Raw genomic sequence first — 18162 nt, 5'->3', positions numbered from 1 at the left:
TTCCGTACCTTTCGGCGGGCCAAGCTCGCGGCCGGGAACGCCATCCGGTCCCGGACCGCGCTCCAGGTGACGATCGTCCGCTCGACGACACCCCCGGCACCGGCCGGGTCACGCTCGCCCAGCAGACCGGTCCGGGCCCCATCTCCCGGGCCGGTGTCGCCGCCATCCTGCTGGCGCCGCTCGACGAACCGCGTCTGAACGGCCGGACCGTCGAGGTCATCGGGGGCGCCGCCCCCATCGCGGACGCCGTGGCAGCCCACGCCGCCCGCTGAACCGGCGCTCCGCATCTCAACTCATCTCCCCGTCGACGGCGTTGTCCCGGCCGGCGATGCCCCACCTGAAAGAGAAACACCGTGAGCACTCTGTTCACCCCCCTCAAGCTGCGCTCCCTCCAGATACCCAACCGGGTGTGGATGTCGCCGATATGCATGTACTCCGCCGCTCCCACGGGCCCGGAGACGGGCGCGCCGACCGACTTCCACCTCGCCCACCTGGCCTCGCGCGCCGCCGGTGGCGCGGGCCTGGTCATGGCCGAGGCCACCGGGGTCCGTCCCGACGGGCGGATCAGTCCCTGGGACCTGGGCCTGTGGAATGACCACCAGCAGGAGGCGTTCTCCCGGATCACCGCGGCCATCAAGGCGCACGGCGCAGTCCCGGCGATCCAGCTCGCCCACGCGGGCCGTAAGGCGTCGGTGGACAAGCCCTGGCTGTCCGACCGGTGCGTACCCGAGAGCGAGGGCGGCTGGCAGACGGTGGCGCCCAGCGCGGTCGCGTACGACGGCCTGCCCGTCCCGCACGAACTGACCGTGGCCGGGATCCGGCAGCTGGTAGCTGACTTCGCCGATTCCGCCCGCCGCGCGCTGGCCGCCGGCTTCGAGGTCGCCGAGGTGCACGGCGCCCACGGCTACCTCATCAACTCCTTCCTCTCTCCGGCCTCCAACCACCGCACCGACGCCTACGGCGGCAGCTTCGAGAACCGGATCCGCTTCGCCCTTGAGGTGGTCGACGCGGTGCGCGCCGTGTGGCCCGCCGAGCTGCCGGTTTTCTTCCGCACCTCGGCGACCGACTGGCTGACCGAGAACCCCGAGGACACCCGCGAGGGCTGGACCGGTGAGGACACCGTCTGCCTCGCCAAGGAACTGACCGCTCACGGCGTCGACCTGCTCGACGTCTCGACCGGCGGCACGGTCCGCGACGCGAAGATCGTCGCCGGGGCGAACTACCAGGTGCCGTTCGTCGCCCAGGCCCGCAACCGGGCCGGCATCCCCACCGCCGCCGTAGGCATCATCACCGACCCCCACCAGGCCGAAGAGATCATCACTTCCGGGCAGGCGGACGCCGTCCTGCTCGGCCGTGAACTGCTGCGCGACCCCTACTGGCCGCAGCACGCCGCCCTCGCCCTGGGCGCCGAGCCGCGCTGGCCGGACCAGTACGCCTACGTCGTCAAGCGCCGCAAGCACTGACCCCCGCCCTGCTCCGCACCCGGCCGTCCGGCCCTCACCAGGGGCCGACACGCTGCCTCCTCTCACTGGGAGATCCCCATGAACCACCGTGAAGGCAAGGTCGTCGTCATCGCTGGTGCCGGCGTCGTCACGTTGGTGGGTGTGCGCGGGCCTGATGGTGTGCCAGGGCGTGGGCGGCTCGGGCGCCGGCCTGGGTCAGGCCGTTGCGGCCGTGCCGACGACTCCGGTGACGTGGTCCCAGATGGCGAAGCGGATGGCCATGTGTGCAGAGCCGGCGGGACAAGGCCGCAGCCAGGCGCTTCTTTCGCCGCCTGATGAAGAAGACGCGCGCGGCGCACCCGACCTCAACCCCGTCGAGGTCATCTGGTCACTCGTGCGCAGAGCAATGGCCAACTCAGGCGTCCTGGGCCGCGTGGACTCGTTGCCCTTCTACGAAGGTCTCAAGGACGCGGGTGGCGGCGATCTCCTCGGGCGGACCCGCGAACGGGTCACGGTCGAGGACGACGAGATCGGCCGACTTGCCGACGGTGATGCTGCCGGTGATGTCGTCGAGGTGGTTCACGTAGGCGCTGCCCGCCGTGTACGCGGTGAGGGCGGCGCCCAGGTCGAGGCGCTGCTCCGGGAGGAAGGCCGGGGTGTCCTCGGGCGCGCCGGGGGCGATCCGGTTGACGGCGACATGGATGGCCTGGAGCGGGTCGGGACTGCTGACCGGCCAGTCGCTACCGGCGGCCAGGGTCGCGCCGGCGCGCAGCAGATCACCGAAGGGGTACTGGCGTGCGCCGCGTTCCGCACCTAGGAAGGGCAGGGTCAGTTCGTCCATCTGCGGTTCGTGGGCGGCCCACAGCATCTGCAGGTTGGTGCTCGCGCCCAGTGCGCGAAAGCGCGGAACGTCGTGCGGGTGCACGACCTGGAGATGCGCCAGATGGTGCCGTGTGTCGTGCCACCCGTTGGCCGTACGGGCGGCCTCCACGGCGTCGAGCGCCTCGCGCACCGCGCGGTCGCCGAGCGCGTGGAAGTGGACCTGGAAGCCGGACGCGTCGAGTTCGGTGACGTACTTCCTCAGCTCTCCCGGTTCGACGAAGCTGATGCCGCTGTTGCCCGAGGCGCAGCCGCAATCGGTCAGATAGGGGTCGAGCAGCGCGGCGGTGTGGTTCTCCGCGATGCCGTCCTGCATGACCTTCACGGTGGTCGCGCGGAACCGGTCCCGGTTCAACTCCTCGCGGCGGGCGATGAGTTCGGGGATCTGTTCGGCGCCGCGCTCGCGGTCCCACCACAGAGCGCCGACGACACGGGCGGTGAGCAGGCCTCGGTCGGCAGCGGCCATATAGGCGGGCGCCGGGTCGGTCATGTTGGCGTACGCGCCGATGATGGCGTCCTGCCAGGCGGTGACGCCGTAGGAGTGCAGGACGCTCTGGGCACGGAGCAGTGCGGCGAGTTGCTCCTCCGGCGAGGGATCCGGAACGAGCCTTCCCACGAGGTGGACGGCTCCCTCCTGGAGCATGCCGGTCGGGTTGCCGTCGGCGTCGCGCTCGATACGGCCGTCGGTGGGGTCGGGCGTACGGGCGTCGATGCCCGCACGTTCCAGCGCGCGGCTGTTGACCCAGGCGCCGTGGTGGTCGCGGTTGGGCAGGAAGACGGGCCGGTCCGGGACGATCGCGTCGAGAGCGGCGGCGGTGGGAGCGCCGCCGGGGAACGCCTCCAGGGACCAGCCGCCGCCGGTGATCCACTCGACGTCCGGGTGCCGGCCGGCGTATGCCTTGATCCTGCGCAGGTACTCGGCCGGCTCCACGGTGTCGGCGAGGTGGCACAGGCCGAGTTCGAGGCCCGCGCCCTGCGGATGAACGTGGGCGTCCTGGAAGCCGGGCAGCAGCAGTTTGCCGGCGAGGTCGACGACCTCGGTGCGCGGGCCGATCAGCTCGTGCACCTCGTCGTGGCCGACGGCGGCGATCCGCCCGCCGCGCACGGCCACGGCGGTGGCGCGGCTGCGGGCGGGATCGACGGTGTGCACGGGGCCGCCCGTGAGGACGAGATCGGCAGGTCCCGTGACCTGGGGATGCGACATGGGAAGGAACTCCATGGGGGGGGGTCAGACCGTCGTACGGTCCATCGGAAGGGTGAGGGACTCGGCGTCGGTGCCGCGCCCCGTCGTGAAGTACGGCGAGTGCCTCACGTACTTGGCCACGGCGGCCATGCCCAGGCCGGCGAGCACGATCGCGGCGGGCAGCGAGAACATGAACCAGCCGTTGTCCGGGCTGAGTTCGAAGTGGTCGCTCATGGTCAGGTACGAGTGTCCGAGGTAGCCGCCGAGGCCGAGCAGGATCAGGCCGGACACGGCGGGCACGCCGATGGCGAGCAGCGCCTCCCGTGCACCTTCGTGACGTGCGGAGCGGAAGCGTATGGCGCAGGCGAGCGCGGTGAGGCCGTAGTAGAGGGCGACGATCAGGCCGATGGCGTTGACGGCGGCCAGCAGCATGTCGCTCAGCTTGGGAAGCGCGACGGCGAGCAGGGCGATCACGCCGGCGATGGCCATCACGACGACCGTGCCGGCGGCGGGGGTGCCGTAGCGGGGGTGGATCCGGGTCCACACCGGTCCCATCGTGCGGTCGCGGCTCATGGCGAACAGGCCGCGTGCCGTGGGGATCAGGGTGGCCTGGACGGAGGCGACGGCGGAGAACATCAGCGCGACCAAGGGGAGGGTCGCCCAGGGTTCGGCGGCCAGTTTCTCGCCGAGGTACGGGAGGGCCTGGGGGCCGTTGCGGACGAGTTCGGCCAGGCTCATCTCCCGCTGGAAGGCGACCGAGGCGAAGAGGAACAGACCGAGCATCGCGAAGAGGGCGATGAGGCCTCCGCGGGCCGCGTCGCCCGGGCTCTTCGTCTCCTCGTTGACGCTGAAGGCCGCGTCCCAGCCCCAGAAGAAGAAGACCGCGAGGACCATGCCCTGGGCGAAGGTGGTGCCGCTGGAGATCTCGAAGGGGTTGAACCAGGACAGGGATATGGCGTGGTCACCGGTGATCAGGGCCCAGCCGCAGAAGGCCAGCAGCACGGCGTACTCGAAGATCAGGAGGGCGAACTGGAAGCGGGTGGCGGACCGCACCCCGGTGACGGCCAGGGCGGTGAGGGCGAGGAGGATCACCAGTCCGACCGCCGTGGTGACACCGGTGGACGTCGGATCGAGGGCGATGCCGGCGAGGCTGTGCAGGCCCGTCTTGTTGGCGAAGATCAGCACGACCGAGCCCATGATCGCGCTGGTGTAGGCGCAGAAGATGACCGACCCGACCAGGGTGACCCAGCCGGTCAGGAAGCCGGGCCAGGGGCCGAGGGACCTGCCGACCCAGACGTAGCCGTTGCCGCAGTTCGGTTCCGAGCGGTTCAGGCGGGCGTAGGCGGTGGCGATGCCCAGGACCGGCAGGAAAGCCAGGAGCAGAAGTGCCGGGGCCTGGAGGCCCACGATGGCCGCGATCGTGCCCATGCCGATGGCGATGCTGGTGGTGGCCGCGGTGCTGGACGCGGCGATGGCCACGCCGTCGACGACGCCGAGGGAACGGCGCAGAGCCGGGCCCGGCGCGGAGGACAGGGGCGGTGCGGACGACATGGAGGGCTCCTCGGGGACGGGAGACGGGGAAGAGCCGCGCGGTGAGGTGATGGAACCGCTGACGTCCACATTGGGTCAACCCTGTTGACGTAAGGTGCCGGGGGGTGTTCACTGTGCGTGCCTGGTCGGCCTGGAGAGAGGAACCCGGTCATGTCCACCCGTGTCCCGCAGGAGCGCCGGCGCCGGCGGCCCACTCGCTCCGGGGTCCTGCTGTCCGAGGACCTGATCGTGGAGACCGCCCTGCGGCTGATCGGCGAGCACGGTCACGAAGCGCTGAGTGTGCGCCGGCTCGGCGCGGCGCTGGGCTGCGATCCGACGGCGCTCTACCGCTATTTCCACGGCACCGACGACCTGGTGCTCGCCATCGCGGATCGGATCATCGGCGACGCGATGGCGGGGTTCGTCCCTGGGGCCGACTGGGTGGCCTCGTTGCGCGAGATGGCCCTGCGGGTCCGCGCCGGGTACCTCGCCCATCCGCGGGCGGCGGCCATGGCGGCGCACCGGGTGACCGGGCGCAAGAGCGAGATCCAGGCGGTGGAGACGGGGATCGGTCTGCTGCTGTCCGCGGGCTTCGAGCCGGCCGCCGCCGCACGGCTCTACCTGGCCTTCATCGACACCGTCCTCAGCCACGCGGCCACCGACGCGGCGTTCCTGGCGCTCCCGCCACAGCAGCGCCAGGCCGACCACCGCGCGTGGCCGGACGTCTACCAGGACCTGGACCCGGTGGCGTATCCGGCGCTCACCGCAGTCCGCCCCGCGTTGCCCGGCATGGCGGACAGTTCCTTCGAGGAGGCGGTGGACCTCCTGCTGGAGGCACTGGCGGCCCGTGCTTCGACACGCTGAGCGTCCACAATGCGTCGCCGCCGACCGCTGACGTGTCTGTGTCTGCGACGGGAACTTCGTCGCCAGGATGGGTTTTCCATAGCCGCCTGGGCAAGCCCTTGTTGTCGGTGGCGGCTGCGAGGCTGAAGGGCATGGACAGCGACGATGAGCAGCTGCTGCGCGGCCGGATCTACGGCACCGACCACAACCACCCGGGCCCGAAGCCAGGACGGAGCTACGCCGAACTGGTGGGCGGGCCGCTGGCCGGATCGCTGCTCAACATCACCGGCTGGAGGCCGGAGGAGATCGACGACGGTGTCTCCCTCCTCACGGAGCTCGGGCAGTTCGGCCCCGGGGGCCGGGCACTGCACGACCCACGCCCCGGCGACCCGGCCCGCTGGGACTGGGGCGGCGACAGCCCTTGAATACCTCCGTCACCTGACCCAGCACAGAGCGAGAAGTAGCCATCGCGCTGGACTGATGCGGCCACTGTTCGGTGAAGTGCCTCATGGGGTCCCGAGCCTCTGCCGGTTTCGAACGCGTGGATCAAGGATGGGCAGCGGTTATCGCAGGCAGTGTCGGGCTCGTTGGCGCGGTCGTTGGCGCTCTCGTTGGCGGGCTTGCCGCGGTCCGGGGTGCACGCATCGGCGCGGAGATGAACGCGGCCGTCGTACGGGTACAGGTTCGAGACCAGGCTGCTCTGGAGCTACAGCAGTGGGTCCGCCAGGAGCGGCAGAAGGCGTGTCTGCAGGTGATGGACATGTACGCCGTCTTCAATGTCGAGTCCGTCCGGCGGCGTGAGCAACTGGAAGCGGGCACGGTGCTGGACGAGGCGTCGTTGCGGGCCTACGGGGAAGCCTTGTTCAACCTCCTCACCACGTGCAGCCACTTGGCGCTCCTGGGGCCTGACTCCGTCCAGGTCGCGGGGGGTACCCTGCGGCGCATGACGGAGCGGTTCACGAGCACGCTCAGGTTCGTGAACGAAGAACTGGCCGAACAGCCGACTGAGCAGCGGGCAGATGGACTGCACGCGGAATGGCTGGAGATGCTGGCTGAGGACGGGCAGGAGATGAAGCTCGCCTACCTCGAGTTCATGCGAGTCAGCCAGGCAGCTCTGCTGCCAGGCTGATCGCCGCACGGGACCGGGGCAGCTACTCGGTCGGGTGAAGACACCGGACCCACCGGAACCCTCCCCGGCATCTGGGCGTATGCCGTGCATGAACCCGATCAACGAGGCCTACGTGAGCGAGCCGGGCCTGGTCGTTGTCGACGTCGCGGCCGCCGACGACGCCACCGCGCTCGCCTTCCAGCAGCTGCTCGCAGACCGGTGGACGACGGCCACAGCGGAGCAGACGACGCGGGACGCCAGCCAGCCCGGCGTAGGCTGCGCTGCTACCTGGACCTGCGCCAGCAGCTCGCCGTGGCCGACCCGACCATGGAGCCGACCACGGCCCGGCCCTGACTCATGACAGGGCGCTGCCTTCGCCGAACAGCGCCACCTCCTGGACGTCGACGTCCGCGCGGATTGCTGGTACCGGGTATGGATTCCACTATCGAAGTCCGCGCTCTTTCCACGTCACCGACCGGCAGTGAAGATTCCAGGAGCGCGTTCAGCCCGCTGCGGCGCGGACGGGCTCCACCGGTTTCTTCGTGCTTCATGTCGTGTGGTGCAGCCATCGTTGCAGGGTGGTGTTGATGCCGGCGGGCAGGGCGCTGAGCTGGTCGATGGCGTCGCGGTCTTCGGGCCGGGGCGGGATGCCGGCTGTGGTGAGGGCGGCGTGCAGAGCGAGGCGGCGCTGGTCGCGTGGGTTGATGAGGCTGCTGAGGCGCTCGGCGGGGTTGGGCGGTGGCAGCAGGTAGTCCGTGTCCTGTCCGGCTGCGGTCGGGGCGGGCCATGCGGGCTCGGTCGGATCGGCTGCGTAGGGGTCTACGAAGGTGCGCAGCCTGTGCAGTTCAGGGGCGATGTTCACGTCGGTCTCCTCACCGGCAGCAGATGGATGTGCAGGGGGAGAGCGGCACAAGGCCCGGTGTGGTTGCGGCGGTGAGGAGATGTCACGCCGACGGCGTCTTCGGCGGTTCATCCGCTTCTCCGACCAGCCCAACCAATGATGGACAGCTTGGTGCGTGGGCAGCTCACTCGTACCGGCAGGGGGTCCGAGCGGAGGGAAGCCGGACGCTGCGCTGGAGCGCGGTGTGCTGTGTGAGCTGTGTGGCAGTTTGGCGGCCGCGGTCGGATTCCCTGGCCGGTTGCGATCCGCCCACGTCCGCATCTGCCTCGGTGCCGCCCCGTTATGGCGGGGCGTGAAGCACCCGCCTCCCCGTGGCCAGTGCGGACCCAGCCTGGCCTCGAAGTCGGCTGCTCGGTCGCTCACGGTTCCGCGGTCGGGTTGGAGCGATGTGAGCGGTCAGGTGTGGCCTGTGGTGACTGGCGCGACGTGCCTGCTGTGGCACACGGCGGGTGCGAAGGCTGTGACGCACTTTGGGGTGACGGCCCGGCGTGCGATGGGGTGGTGCAACCTGCGATCAGGGGTAAGGGGCCAGGGCTCCCAAGCGGTGTGTTTCAGGCGGCGTGTTCCCACTCGTCCTGGTAGGGGTCTTCGTCGTCGGTCGGTGGGTCGTCGGTGTTCTTCTCGCGGGCTCGCAGCAGTGCCCAGGCGAGGGCGGAGGCGCTGGTGAGGATCCAGGGCGCGGGCCAGGTGTAGGGCCACCAGGGGGCGCGGGGGGCGAGCAGGACGTCGGTGGCGGCCAGCGCCATGGCGGTGGCGAGGCTCCAGCACAGCAGGCGGCCGGTGTACTGGACGGCGCGGGCGGGGCGGCCGGGGGTGGTACGGCGTGGGCTGCGCGCCCGGCACAAGGGCGTGTGTCTGCCCTGATCGGTCATCGCGGGGAAGTCCTCTGCTCGAAGCGGCGGCTGCTGCCGCGGATGCGGTGGGGCTCGCCGGACGCGTTAAGTGTGCGTTCGGTGAAGAGCCGCGCACAGGGGCGTTCTTGGGGCGGACGTGGCCTACGAGACAACTTTCCACGCGGGATGTTTCCGCATGAACCAGGACGCAGCACCCCGTCTCTTAGAGTCGAAGTGGCAGTTGCGCGGACTGAACTTGTCTCAAATCTGGCGGATAGAGGCCGGTCGGAGCGCTGAGATCTGGGAAAGGAAGCGCTTTCAGTCAAGTCATCTGTCATATCCAGAGCCGGAACTGAGCATTCCTTAGGTTTTGAGCGCCGATTCACGCCCTCTTGCCCCGTTCTGGCGGTCTGAAGAGGTAGGGCTGATTCCGGCCCGTATCGGAACGCGGTTGGGGGGAACGCCGCGCCACTTTGTGTGTCTCTTGTGACAGCTTGCGCGTCGCCTGTGACCGCTGGGGTCACGGTTTCTGACTTCCTGTGGGGGGAAGCTGATGCAGTCGCGTGCTGCGCGCATGCCGTCTCGGCGTGCCCGGAGATCATCCAGAATCGCTCTCACCGCCGCCATCACCACAGCGGCATTAGTCGTGGCCGCCGCACCCGCTGTGGCGGCCCCGTCCGAACCGGAACTGTCCAGGCAGGAAAGCCCGTGGACCAGCCCGACGAAGGTCGACGCGCCCGCGACGCCAGCCGGCGTGACGAAGGCCCCGGACTCCGAGGCGGAGACCGAGGTGCCGGCGGAGGTCGCCGCCTGGCGGGCGGCGCAGAAGGCCCGCACCACCGGCATCGCGGCCGCGTCACGCAACGCCGCCGTGGCCACCCCGTTTCGGCCGGAGGGGCAGGGTCAGGTTCCCCTGGCACCGCATCCTCGACACCCGTCTGAACGATGCGACCGTGGCGCGGGTGAACCTGTCCAACGGCAATCTGATGCTGGCGGCCACCGACTTCGACATCGCCGGTGTGGGCCAGACTCTCCAACTGGCCCGCACCTACAATTCGTTGGAAGCCCCGTGGGGCAAGGTCTCCCAGCGCTGGTGGCAGGGCTATGAACGCTACCTCCAGGTCAACGACGGTGAGGTGGACGTCTTCGACGCGACCGGTGACCTGCTGCGGTTCAGCGCGAAGACCGGCGGCGGGTACACCACCCCGACCGGCTACTCCAAGGACCTGACCAAGAACGCGGACGGCACCTACACCCTGACCGACCGCAAGTCCGGCAGCCGCGACATCTACGACGCGAATGGCATGCTGACCAAGGTCACGGACAAGAACAAGGGCACGATCACCGTCGAGCAGCACGACGACGGCACCGAGCACAAGGGCTTCAAGCTCACCGAGACCCGCTCCGGCCGCTGGATCGACCTGGTCAAGACGTACCCGAACCAGTGGCAGGCCAAGGACCACACCGGCCGCACGGCCGTGTTCGACCTGGACCCGGCGGCCAACCTGGCGAAGGTCACCGACACCGCCGGCAAGGCCACGGCCTACGAGTACGACGGCGACGGCCGGGTGACGAAGGTGACCACCCCCGAGGGCACCGTCACCGTCTTCACCTACGACGCTCACAACCGCGTCACCTCGATGCTGCGCGCCACCGGAACCTCCAGCAGCGGTCACACCGGCCCGACCTGGCGCTTCGACTACTCCGCCGCCCCGGCCGCCGCGGGCACGACGAAGGTGACCGATCCGGACGGCGACGACACGGTGCACACGTACAACGCGGACGGTGAGGTCACCAAGGTCACCGACCCGCTGCAGCACTCCCGCCACACCAAGTACACCAACCACCTCACCCAGACCGCCACTGATGCGATGGGCACGGGTGCGGACGGCACCGGCGGCAACACCACCACCTACGGCTGGGACGCCCGCAACAACGCCACTTCCGCCAAGCTCCCGATGGGCGCGACGGCGTCGGTGACGGCCTATCAGACCGTCGCGGGCACCGATCTGCCCAACGACTTCACCAGCGCGGACGGGCGTAAGGACAGCTTCACGTACGACACCAACGGCAACACGATGTCGGTGACCACCTCCGGCACCGCCGGCGCGACCCGTGAGTACACGTACAACAAGGCCACCCCCACGTGCGGCGGCTTCGAGGGCCAGCGCTGCACCGCCAAGGACGGCAACGGCAAGACCACGTCGTTCACCTACGACGCCAAGGGCAACCTGTCCAAGGTGACCCCGCCCGCGCCGCTGGGCACCACCATGTACACCTACGACGCCCTGGGCCGCGTCGAGACGGCCACCGACGGCCGCGGCATCAAGACCGTCTACGTGTACGACACCCGTGACCGGGTGAGGAAGGTGTCCTCGCCGAACGAGACCGTCACCTTCGACTACGACGGCGACGGCAACCTCAAGTCCCGCACCGACGCCTCCGGTACCACCGGCTGGGATTACGACGAACTCAACCGCGAGCACGTGCGCACCCTGCAGAACGGTGCGCAGACCGCCCTCGCCTACACGCCGGGCGGCGACGTCGACTACTACACCGACCCGACCGGCAAGACGGACTACACCTGGGACAAGGCCGGCCGCCTGGACTTCCTGACCGACCCGGCGGGCAAGAAGACCGACTTCGACTACGACAACAACGACAAACGCACCACGACCGTCTACCCCGGCGGCACCACCCAGTCCGTCGGCATCGACAAGAACGGCCGTCCCTCGGCCGTCAAGACGACCTCGGGCACGACGACGCTGGTCGACCTGACCTACAGCTACGCCAGCGCGGGCAAGGACACCACCAAGATCCGCACCCGCACCGACAACACCACCGGCCGCAAGACGAGTTACACCTACGACAGCCAGGAGCGGCTGTCCTACGCGCTGGAGGCCGACTCGGCCGGCACCCGTACGGCGTCCTGGCTGTACTGCTGGGACAAGGCCGGCAACCTCACCGCCCAGGACGGCACCGCCGCCACCTGCCCCACCACCCCCACCTGGACCTACAACGACGCCAGCCAACTCACCGCGCAGAACGGCTCCACCACCGGCTGGTCCTACGACAAGGCCGGCAACGAGACGGCGGGTGGGCGTACGGCCGCGACCGCGCGGACGAACGAGACGTGGACGGACCACAGCCAACTGTCCGGCATCACGCAAGGCGGTACGAACTACGACCTCGTCCACGCCGGCACCGACAATTCCGAGCGTACGAAGCTGGGTTCGACGTGGTTCCACCACACCGCGCTGGGGCTGGCGTCCACCACGACCAACGGCGTGGACACCGGATTCATCCGCGAACCTGCGGGCACCCTGAATTCCATGACGACTGGGGGGAAGTCCTACTACTACCTCACCGACGCCACCGGGAACGTTCTCGGCCTGGTGGATGACGCGGGCAAGCGCACCCACACCTACGCCTACGGCCCCACCGGCCTGCCCCGCGGCACCACTACGGAGGCGGTCCCGCAGCCGTTCCGCTACAGCGGCACCTACCTGGACCCGACGGGCCTGTACAAGATGGGCGCCCGCTACTACGACCCCCAGATCGGCCGCTTCACCCAGCCCGACCCCTCCGGGCAGGAGAAGAACCCCTACCTGTACGCGGGCGGCGACTTCATCAACAACAGCGACCCCACCGGGCCGTTCAGTTTCTCCGACATACTCGACAAGGGCAGCGACGTTTTCGGCGTTGTCACAGGGTGCGTGGTGGGAATTGGTGCTGCGGCAGAGACCGGAGTCATCACATACGCCGCCGCGGTCGGCGGAGTGGTCCGGGCCTGAGTCGGCAGTGCTGTGGGCGCTGGTGCTGCAGGAGTGGGTAGTTGCGCGCTTGGAGGTGCCGCAGGGTACTACGGAGCGGACATCCTCACTTACGGGTAGCACCGGAAATAGCTGGACAGGGAACTACGGGCTCCATGGAAACCGGCCGGCGGGCGGGGAATTCGTGCCCGGCCCGCCGGTTTCTGCGAATGCAGAGGAAGCAGTGGTGGAACGCAGTGGAAGGGTGTATCGATGGATGACGCAATAAAAGGAGTGCAGATCTTTTCGGCGGTTTTGATCGTGGGAGGGATATGTGCGTGTGTTGCGGGAACGGTTACTGGCGATGCTGTGCCGATCACACTCGGAGTGATCGCCGCAGTCAGCGGAGTGGTTCTGGCGGTTATGGCCTTCCTGGGTCATCGGAAGACTCGCTCCTGACACGGCCAGGAAGTCCGGGATGTGCCAGGACGCCCGGACGGCAGGCGACCGTCTCCGCGCGGCAGGACTGGCCGGACGGCCGCACCGTCTACCAGGTCCTGCTCGACCCCGACGGCTCTACCATGGCCACCTGTCGCTGGTACGTGTGGCCGCACCCGGGTCTGCGCCTCGCGCACCGCAGCACGGCCACCCCGACCCGGGAGGCCGACGGCGGGGGAGGCCTGCCCCGCCCGCCGCGCGTTCGCGTGTCCCGGCATCACCGGGGTGTCTGATCGTTTCCTGGCAGACTCGCCCCATGCACGCCAAGCGACGTCCGCTGGGTACCGGCCCCCGCCCCACCGAGGAGCCGCCGACCACAGCGGACGCCCGCCGCCGTACGGTCACGGACCGGGCTGTTGCCGGGCCGCTCGCCCCGGCCACCACGGCTGACGGGGTGCAGGTACCACCGGCCGGCCGTCGCCCGCTGGGCACAGGGAACGCCCGCGCCGTCGACCGCCGTACGACCTCCTGCTGACCATGACGCCGTACTGTCACAACCGGTCCGGCACGTCGGACACCGTTACGGCACGGCGTCATGGTCGCGGGCTTGCCGACGCGCCCGGTACGCGGCCTGTCGGCACCTCGCGCTGCAGTACCGGGCGGATCGCCGACGCTGGACACCGGCCCACAGCACCACCCGGCAGTTAGGCCCGCCACACGTCTGCCACGCCAGCAGACGCTCTTCCCGGCCGGTGGTCGTGCGCAGGAACTCTGCCGCCTTGGCATCGACCAGGACGGTCATCATCTGGTGCGCGCGTTCCTGTCGCCGGCGCATCCGGTAGGCGCCGGCCACACACGTCGGGCCGCAGTAACGGCGCCTGGACGTCGCGTCCTTCGGCAGCAGTCGCCGACAGCGCTTGTACGCGCACCGTCGGCGCTTCGGCTTGTCGAGCGACATCGCTGGGCACCTCCGGTGCCCAGCATCAGCGGATGCGCAATCGGTGCGCAACCACTGCGCAACGCTGTGACCGGGACTGTCACGTTGGCTGACCGGTGGGATGATCTTCGGGCCGATCAACCTGGGAAGGGTCGTCCGTGGGGAGCGCGTCGCCGTCGTACAAGGGTCACCGGTACCCGGTCGAGGTCATCTCCCACTGTGTGTGGCTGTACCACCGCTTCCCGCTGTCGTTCCGCGAGGTCGAAGAGCTCATGCTCGGGCGCTGTCACGTTGTTGCGGGGGTAGGTGCCTGATGGTGTGTTGCGGCGTGGTGGAGTCGGTTCCGGGCTGTGCTCAGGCGGTGGGGCCGGCGACTCCGGTGATGTGCTCCCAGATTGCGAAGCGGACGGTCATCTCGGCTCGGTAGTCGTGTGCGGGCATCAGATGGCGGCGTGGCCGGAAGTTGGACCCAAACTCTGCGCACCGGACGTGCCAGACGGCTCCCTCGTCGCCTGGCCGACCGTCGGCGCTTCCGGTCAGTCAAGGACAAGGTCATGATCAGCCAACGGCCACTGGAGGCGGCCGACCGGGCCGTCCCCGGGCACTGGGAAGGCGACCTGATCCTCGGTCGCAGGAATCACTCCGCGATCGCCACTCTGGTCGAGCGCAGCACCCGTTATCTACTGCTCGTCCACCTGCCCGACGGCTACAACTCAGCAGCCGTGCGCGACGCCCTCATCGCCACGATCGGCCCCCTGCCACCCAATCTGAGGCGATCTCTGACCTGGGATCAGGGCACCGAGATGTCCTCCCACCGCGGTTTCAGCATGGCCACCAACGTCCCGGTCTACTTCTGCGACCCCGGCAGCCCGTGGCAGCGCGGCTCGAACGAAAACACCAACGGCCTGCTCCGCCAGTACTTCCCCAAGGGCACCAATCTGGCCATCCACACTCGTGCCCACTCGGACGCCGTCGCCGCCGAACTCAACAGCCGACCACGCAAAACGCTCGACTGGGACACCCCAGCCGAGCGCCTCGCAAAGCTCCTGGAGGCAGCCAGTTGATCACAGTGACGCGACGACCGCCGGAATGCGCCTCTCGGCGGTGGGAGGCGTCACGCGGGTAGCGTCATCCCCAACAAGCTGACGCGCTATAGCCCGCGTAGTTGGCGTTGTAGACGTAGAACCAACCGTTGCCGTTCGATGTCCCGCAAGCGGTATACCGGCCGCCCAGGATGACGCTATTTGTGCCACAGGCCCACGTCTGCCCCTTCAGGGCAGTGGTCACCACAGCGGCACTGGTACTGGTATCGGTGCGGATGACCACGTTTTCGAACGTTGTCGCCTTGCCGTCGTTACAGGCCGAGTTGGTCATGAGCTGGGGCGAGCCATCCGCCGCACCCGCAACTCCCGGAAGGGCAAGGCCGACGACGGCGGCAACCGCCAGCGTGACAGTCAGCCTCGATCGCATGATCTTTCCCATTGGGTCCCCTTTGATCGGCATTTATGCCGTGAGCACCGACAAGTAGGGCCCGAGTTCCGCACCCCGTCAAGGCGCCCTGTATGAGGTTGACCTGTTTTCAACGTGAGCTCGTGGTTGAGGAACTGGAGACTCATCGGCCGGGTGCAGCCGCCAGGAGCTGGACGCTGCTGCTGCCGAACTCAACAACGGCCCACTCAAAACGCGCCAGCGCCTGCATACACTGCTCGCCACCACACGTCAGTGATCACGTGTTGCGACGATCCCCGGAATCCGCCCCACAAGCCCGACCATGACCCCTTGTCCAGGCCGGCCACCACCCCCGGCCACCGCCGCGTTTCCTCTTGACCACGCTTGCTACGAGCCGTCGTCAGACCGCGGACATGGGGGTCTTGTGCACGCTGCTCTCTCGATCACCGCCCACCGAAGGGCGGTCCGAAGCGTAGGAGCCACCGCGATGACCACCCACCGACCACCAGCAGGCGACCAGCGCACCCGCTTCGACCACGGGCCCGACCAGCACCGGGCAAGCTACCGCGACCTCCTGCCGCCAGCGCTTGCGATCCCACTGCCGTACCCACTTCCGTGCCCGACACCGGCACCGACCGCATTTGCCCTGCACACCACGGCTTTTGGGTGCTCCGGCACATCGTCACAACCCTCTTCTCTCCTCCTCTCACTGACCAAGCCCTGGGAAATAGGTGGGGGTGGGGTGTCAGTGGTGGAGGCGATCATCGGGTTCAGGGCGCCCCTGGTGCCCTTGGCGGCCGGGCGGGGCCGACGCCCGGCCGGTAGCCGGACGCGGACGACGGGAGGGCGGGGCTGATGGCGGGCAAGCGCAAGACGAACGAGGCGGGATCGTCGACAGGCCTGCGCGGCGATGTGCTGCGCACGCTCGGGATGCTCAAGGCCGCGACGGCGGATCAGATCCAGCGGCTGTCCTCACCGCACCTGAGCTACCGGCACACCACGAAAGAGACGGCGGCCCTGCGGAAGGAGGCACGCACCGCCTCCCATCGCGGCGCGCTCAACGATCTGCGCAGGCACGGTCTGTCCGTCGACGGCGGCCGCACCCGAGGGGGAGAGGAGGTGCGGCTGCTCACCAAGGACGGGCTGGCCGCCGCCGGGATCGAGTTGGACCGGGGGCCGGAGGAGATGGGCGGCATGCCCAAGAGCGCGGGCCGCTCGGGTGCCTCGCACGCGATGACGGTCAACGAGATAGTCCTCGCGATGATCCGCCCGAAGCCCGACCTGGACCTGGTGGCCGGTGAGCCGGCCGAAGCCATCGCCGCCGCCCAGGCCGCCGTTGACGCGCCCTACGGGATCGGCACCATCACCTCCTACGCCACCGAAGTCGCCCTCCCGTCGACCGGCACGTGGAAGAACCCCGGCGTGGGAGGCGCATGGGCCGACATCGTCCTCACCGCCCCGGAGGTGGGGCTGCCGCTGTTGTTCATCGAGGCCGACAACTGCACCGAGGACGCGAGTGTCATCGCCTTGAAGTTCGACAAGTACATGCGCCACTTCCACCGCAAGGCCAAGGACACCGACGGCCAGGACAAGCCGATGTGGCGCACCCGCTGGTCGGCCCCCGAACCCCAGTGGGGCGACGCGACGCACCCGCCGGTCCTGCTCGTCTTCAACCAGGTCGGCCCGCGGCCCGCGCTGAAGCAGATGGAGAAGGTCGCCCACCTCACCCGCGAGCACTGGCAGGGCCAGGGGGCCGACGGCTTCCACCTCTACAAGGGGAAGATGCCGATCGTGGCGACCACGCTGGAGCTGCTGCGCGAGCACGGCCCGGCCGGGCCCGCGTTCTGGCGCTTCGGCCGCGAGGACCGCCAGAACCTCTGGGACGCGATCGGAAACCCCCGCCGGGACGCCGCCCTCGCCCGCCGCGCCGAAGAGGGGCGGCGCCGTCTCGCGCAGGAAGCAGCCGAACGCGAGGCTCAGCGTCCGGTGTGCAGGTGGCGGCCAGCCGGCCGCGCCCTCACACCATGGCCACGGAGTGCACGTTGTGGACGCAATACGTGCACTCCATTACTCATCACCCGCATTGCGGTGACTCTCACCTGCATCGTCCATTCATGGAGAAAAGGCGTCAAGTTGACGCCTCGCCAGATATGCGACCCTTGCAGGCACTGACCCGTCACCTCCGATCGCCAAGCTGCGCCACCCCGGCCACCGCCATGCCGTCACCCGAAAGTGCGTAACAGAGACATCAGCCCTGCACCGTGGCGCCGACGGCATGCAATGCCGCTCAGAGCGTTCACACATCAATCAAGCTAGCGATCCCCGCAGCAGCGCACCCAGCGGCCCCGATTGCAGCGAGCGTCGCTGCTGGGCGAGCAGGCGGGGCGTCCGCACGGTCGCCGCCACCGTCGCCGCGTCCGCGTGGCGGGCGATCCGTTCGGTTTCGCGATCGTCAGCCGTGCGGCCTCAGTTCCTCGACGACTGGTACGGAGGGAAGGCGAGACCCGAAGGTGCGGCCCCCATCTTCTGCTTGAACTCCACGAGGTCTTCGAAGGTGGCGGCGTGCAGGCACCCAACCTCGACGTCTTCGAACGACTCGCCACCACCAACAAGCCCGGCAGTTGATCGGCTACTCCACGACAAGAGGCACCATCCCCGCCGATACCTTCCCGAAGGCAGAATGGACAAGATTTACCCCCAGGCCGCAGACCAACTCAGCCTTGCAATACCCCACAACGGCAGGGGACTTGACCCTCCGGGTGGGCCAAGTCCACTAGGGCCTGTGTGACGTCGTGATCAACCTTGCCAATCCGGATCCGTATGGAAGGTGGATCCGGTAGGAAACAACCGTGACGCGCAGGCAACTC

14 protein-coding genes and 3 pseudogenes are annotated in these 18162 nt (G+C 68.9%); 10 read left to right on the top strand and 7 right to left on the bottom strand.

The genetic code is table 11. From position 1 onward, the window contains the following. Positions 1-353 precede the first annotated feature (353 nt). Positions 354-1463: an NADH:flavin oxidoreductase/NADH oxidase gene (locus ACWD0J_RS35890; RefSeq protein ID WP_451500056.1), complete on the top strand. Its 1110-nt coding sequence runs from the start codon at positions 354-356 to the stop codon at positions 1461-1463. Positions 1464-1857: 394 nt separating this feature from the next. On the opposite strand, the gene ACWD0J_RS35885 is transcribed toward ACWD0J_RS35890, so the two are convergent. Both ACWD0J_RS35885 and ACWD0J_RS35880 read right to left on the bottom strand, forming a co-directional pair. Next, positions 1858-3525, bottom strand: coding sequence for an amidohydrolase (locus tag ACWD0J_RS35885; protein ID WP_451500055.1), 1668 nt, complete (start codon positions 3523-3525; stop codon positions 1858-1860). A gap of 24 nt (positions 3526-3549) precedes the next feature. Beyond that, positions 3550-5055 carry an APC family permease gene (locus tag ACWD0J_RS35880; RefSeq protein WP_451500054.1) on the bottom strand — a complete coding sequence of 502 codons (1506 nt, stop codon included), beginning with the start codon at positions 5053-5055 and terminating at the stop codon, positions 3550-3552. A 150-nt stretch (positions 5056-5205) separates the two neighbouring features. Here ACWD0J_RS35880 and ACWD0J_RS35875 point away from each other — a divergent pair, with 150 nt between their 5' ends. From ACWD0J_RS35875 to ACWD0J_RS35860, 4 genes are all read left to right on the top strand, one after another. Continuing rightward, a complete protein-coding gene (locus tag ACWD0J_RS35875; protein ID WP_451500053.1) occupies positions 5206-5898 on the top strand; it encodes a TetR/AcrR family transcriptional regulator in 693 nt (230 codons plus the stop codon). Between the two features lie 131 nt (positions 5899-6029). Then, the gene (locus ACWD0J_RS35870) at positions 6030-6302 is read left to right on the top strand and encodes a hypothetical protein (RefSeq protein ID WP_451500052.1); all 273 of its coding nucleotides are present in this window, start codon (positions 6030-6032) and stop codon (positions 6300-6302) included. A gap of 230 nt (positions 6303-6532) precedes the next feature. Continuing rightward, positions 6533-7006, top strand: a complete 474-nt coding sequence (locus ACWD0J_RS35865; RefSeq protein WP_451500051.1) for a hypothetical protein — start codon at positions 6533-6535, stop codon at positions 7004-7006. Positions 7007-7094: 88 nt separating this feature from the next. Then, positions 7095-7346 carry a DUF6207 family protein gene (locus tag ACWD0J_RS35860; RefSeq protein WP_451500050.1) on the top strand — a complete coding sequence of 84 codons (252 nt, stop codon included), beginning with the start codon at positions 7095-7097 and terminating at the stop codon, positions 7344-7346. 186 nt (positions 7347-7532) lie between these two features. Here ACWD0J_RS35860 and ACWD0J_RS35855 read toward each other — a convergent pair whose 3' ends face one another. After that, complete coding sequence (locus ACWD0J_RS35855) at positions 7533-7847, bottom strand: hypothetical protein (protein ID WP_451500049.1); 315 nt, start codon at positions 7845-7847, stop codon at positions 7533-7535. Between the two features lie 590 nt (positions 7848-8437). Further along, on the bottom strand, positions 8438-8758 hold the full coding sequence (locus ACWD0J_RS35850; RefSeq protein ID WP_451500048.1) for a hypothetical protein: 321 nt from the start codon (positions 8756-8758) through the stop codon (positions 8438-8440). A 914-nt stretch (positions 8759-9672) separates the two neighbouring features. Between ACWD0J_RS35850 and ACWD0J_RS35845 the strand changes: the two genes are divergently transcribed. Continuing rightward, entirely contained in the window at positions 9673-12513 is a 2841-nt protein-coding gene (locus ACWD0J_RS35845; RefSeq protein ID WP_451500047.1) for an RHS repeat-associated core domain-containing protein, read from the top strand. A 712-nt stretch (positions 12514-13225) separates the two neighbouring features. Then, a complete protein-coding gene (locus ACWD0J_RS35840) occupies positions 13226-13444 on the top strand; it encodes a hypothetical protein (protein WP_451500046.1) in 219 nt (72 codons plus the stop codon). A 45-nt stretch (positions 13445-13489) separates the two neighbouring features. Here the strand turns inward: ACWD0J_RS35840 and ACWD0J_RS35835 are convergent, their stop codons facing one another. Beyond that, positions 13490-13867 (bottom strand): hypothetical protein, encoded by a 378-nt coding sequence (locus tag ACWD0J_RS35835; RefSeq protein WP_451500045.1) that lies wholly within the window; start codon positions 13865-13867, stop codon positions 13490-13492. 137 nt (positions 13868-14004) lie between these two features. Between ACWD0J_RS35835 and ACWD0J_RS35830 the strand changes: the two are divergent. Further along, positions 14005-14130: pseudogene (locus ACWD0J_RS35830) on the top strand (IS6 family transposase); the annotation flags it as partial. Between the two features lie 70 nt (positions 14131-14200). On the opposite strand, the pseudogene ACWD0J_RS35825 reads toward ACWD0J_RS35830, so the two are convergent. After that, positions 14201-14311 (bottom strand): annotated as a pseudogene (locus ACWD0J_RS35825) (IS6 family transposase); the annotation flags it as partial. Between the two features lie 2 nt (positions 14312-14313). Between ACWD0J_RS35825 and ACWD0J_RS35820 the strand changes: the two are divergent. Further along, positions 14314-14910: pseudogene (locus ACWD0J_RS35820) on the top strand (IS30 family transposase); the annotation flags it as partial. A 64-nt stretch (positions 14911-14974) separates the two neighbouring features. Here the strand turns inward: ACWD0J_RS35820 and ACWD0J_RS35815 are convergent. Continuing rightward, positions 14975-15328, bottom strand: a complete 354-nt coding sequence (locus ACWD0J_RS35815) for a hypothetical protein (RefSeq protein WP_451500044.1) — start codon at positions 15326-15328, stop codon at positions 14975-14977. A gap of 822 nt (positions 15329-16150) precedes the next feature. Between ACWD0J_RS35815 and ACWD0J_RS35810 the strand changes: the two genes are divergently transcribed. Beyond that, positions 16151-17467 carry a replication-relaxation family protein gene (locus ACWD0J_RS35810; RefSeq protein ID WP_451500043.1) on the top strand — a complete coding sequence of 439 codons (1317 nt, stop codon included), beginning with the start codon at positions 16151-16153 and terminating at the stop codon, positions 17465-17467. Positions 17468-18162: the final 695 nt, after the last annotated feature.

The organism is Streptomyces sp. NPDC003011 (genome assembly GCF_053591515.1).
The sequence above is the reverse complement of the archived record's forward strand: the minus strand, read 5'-3'. Positions and strand labels throughout refer to the sequence as shown.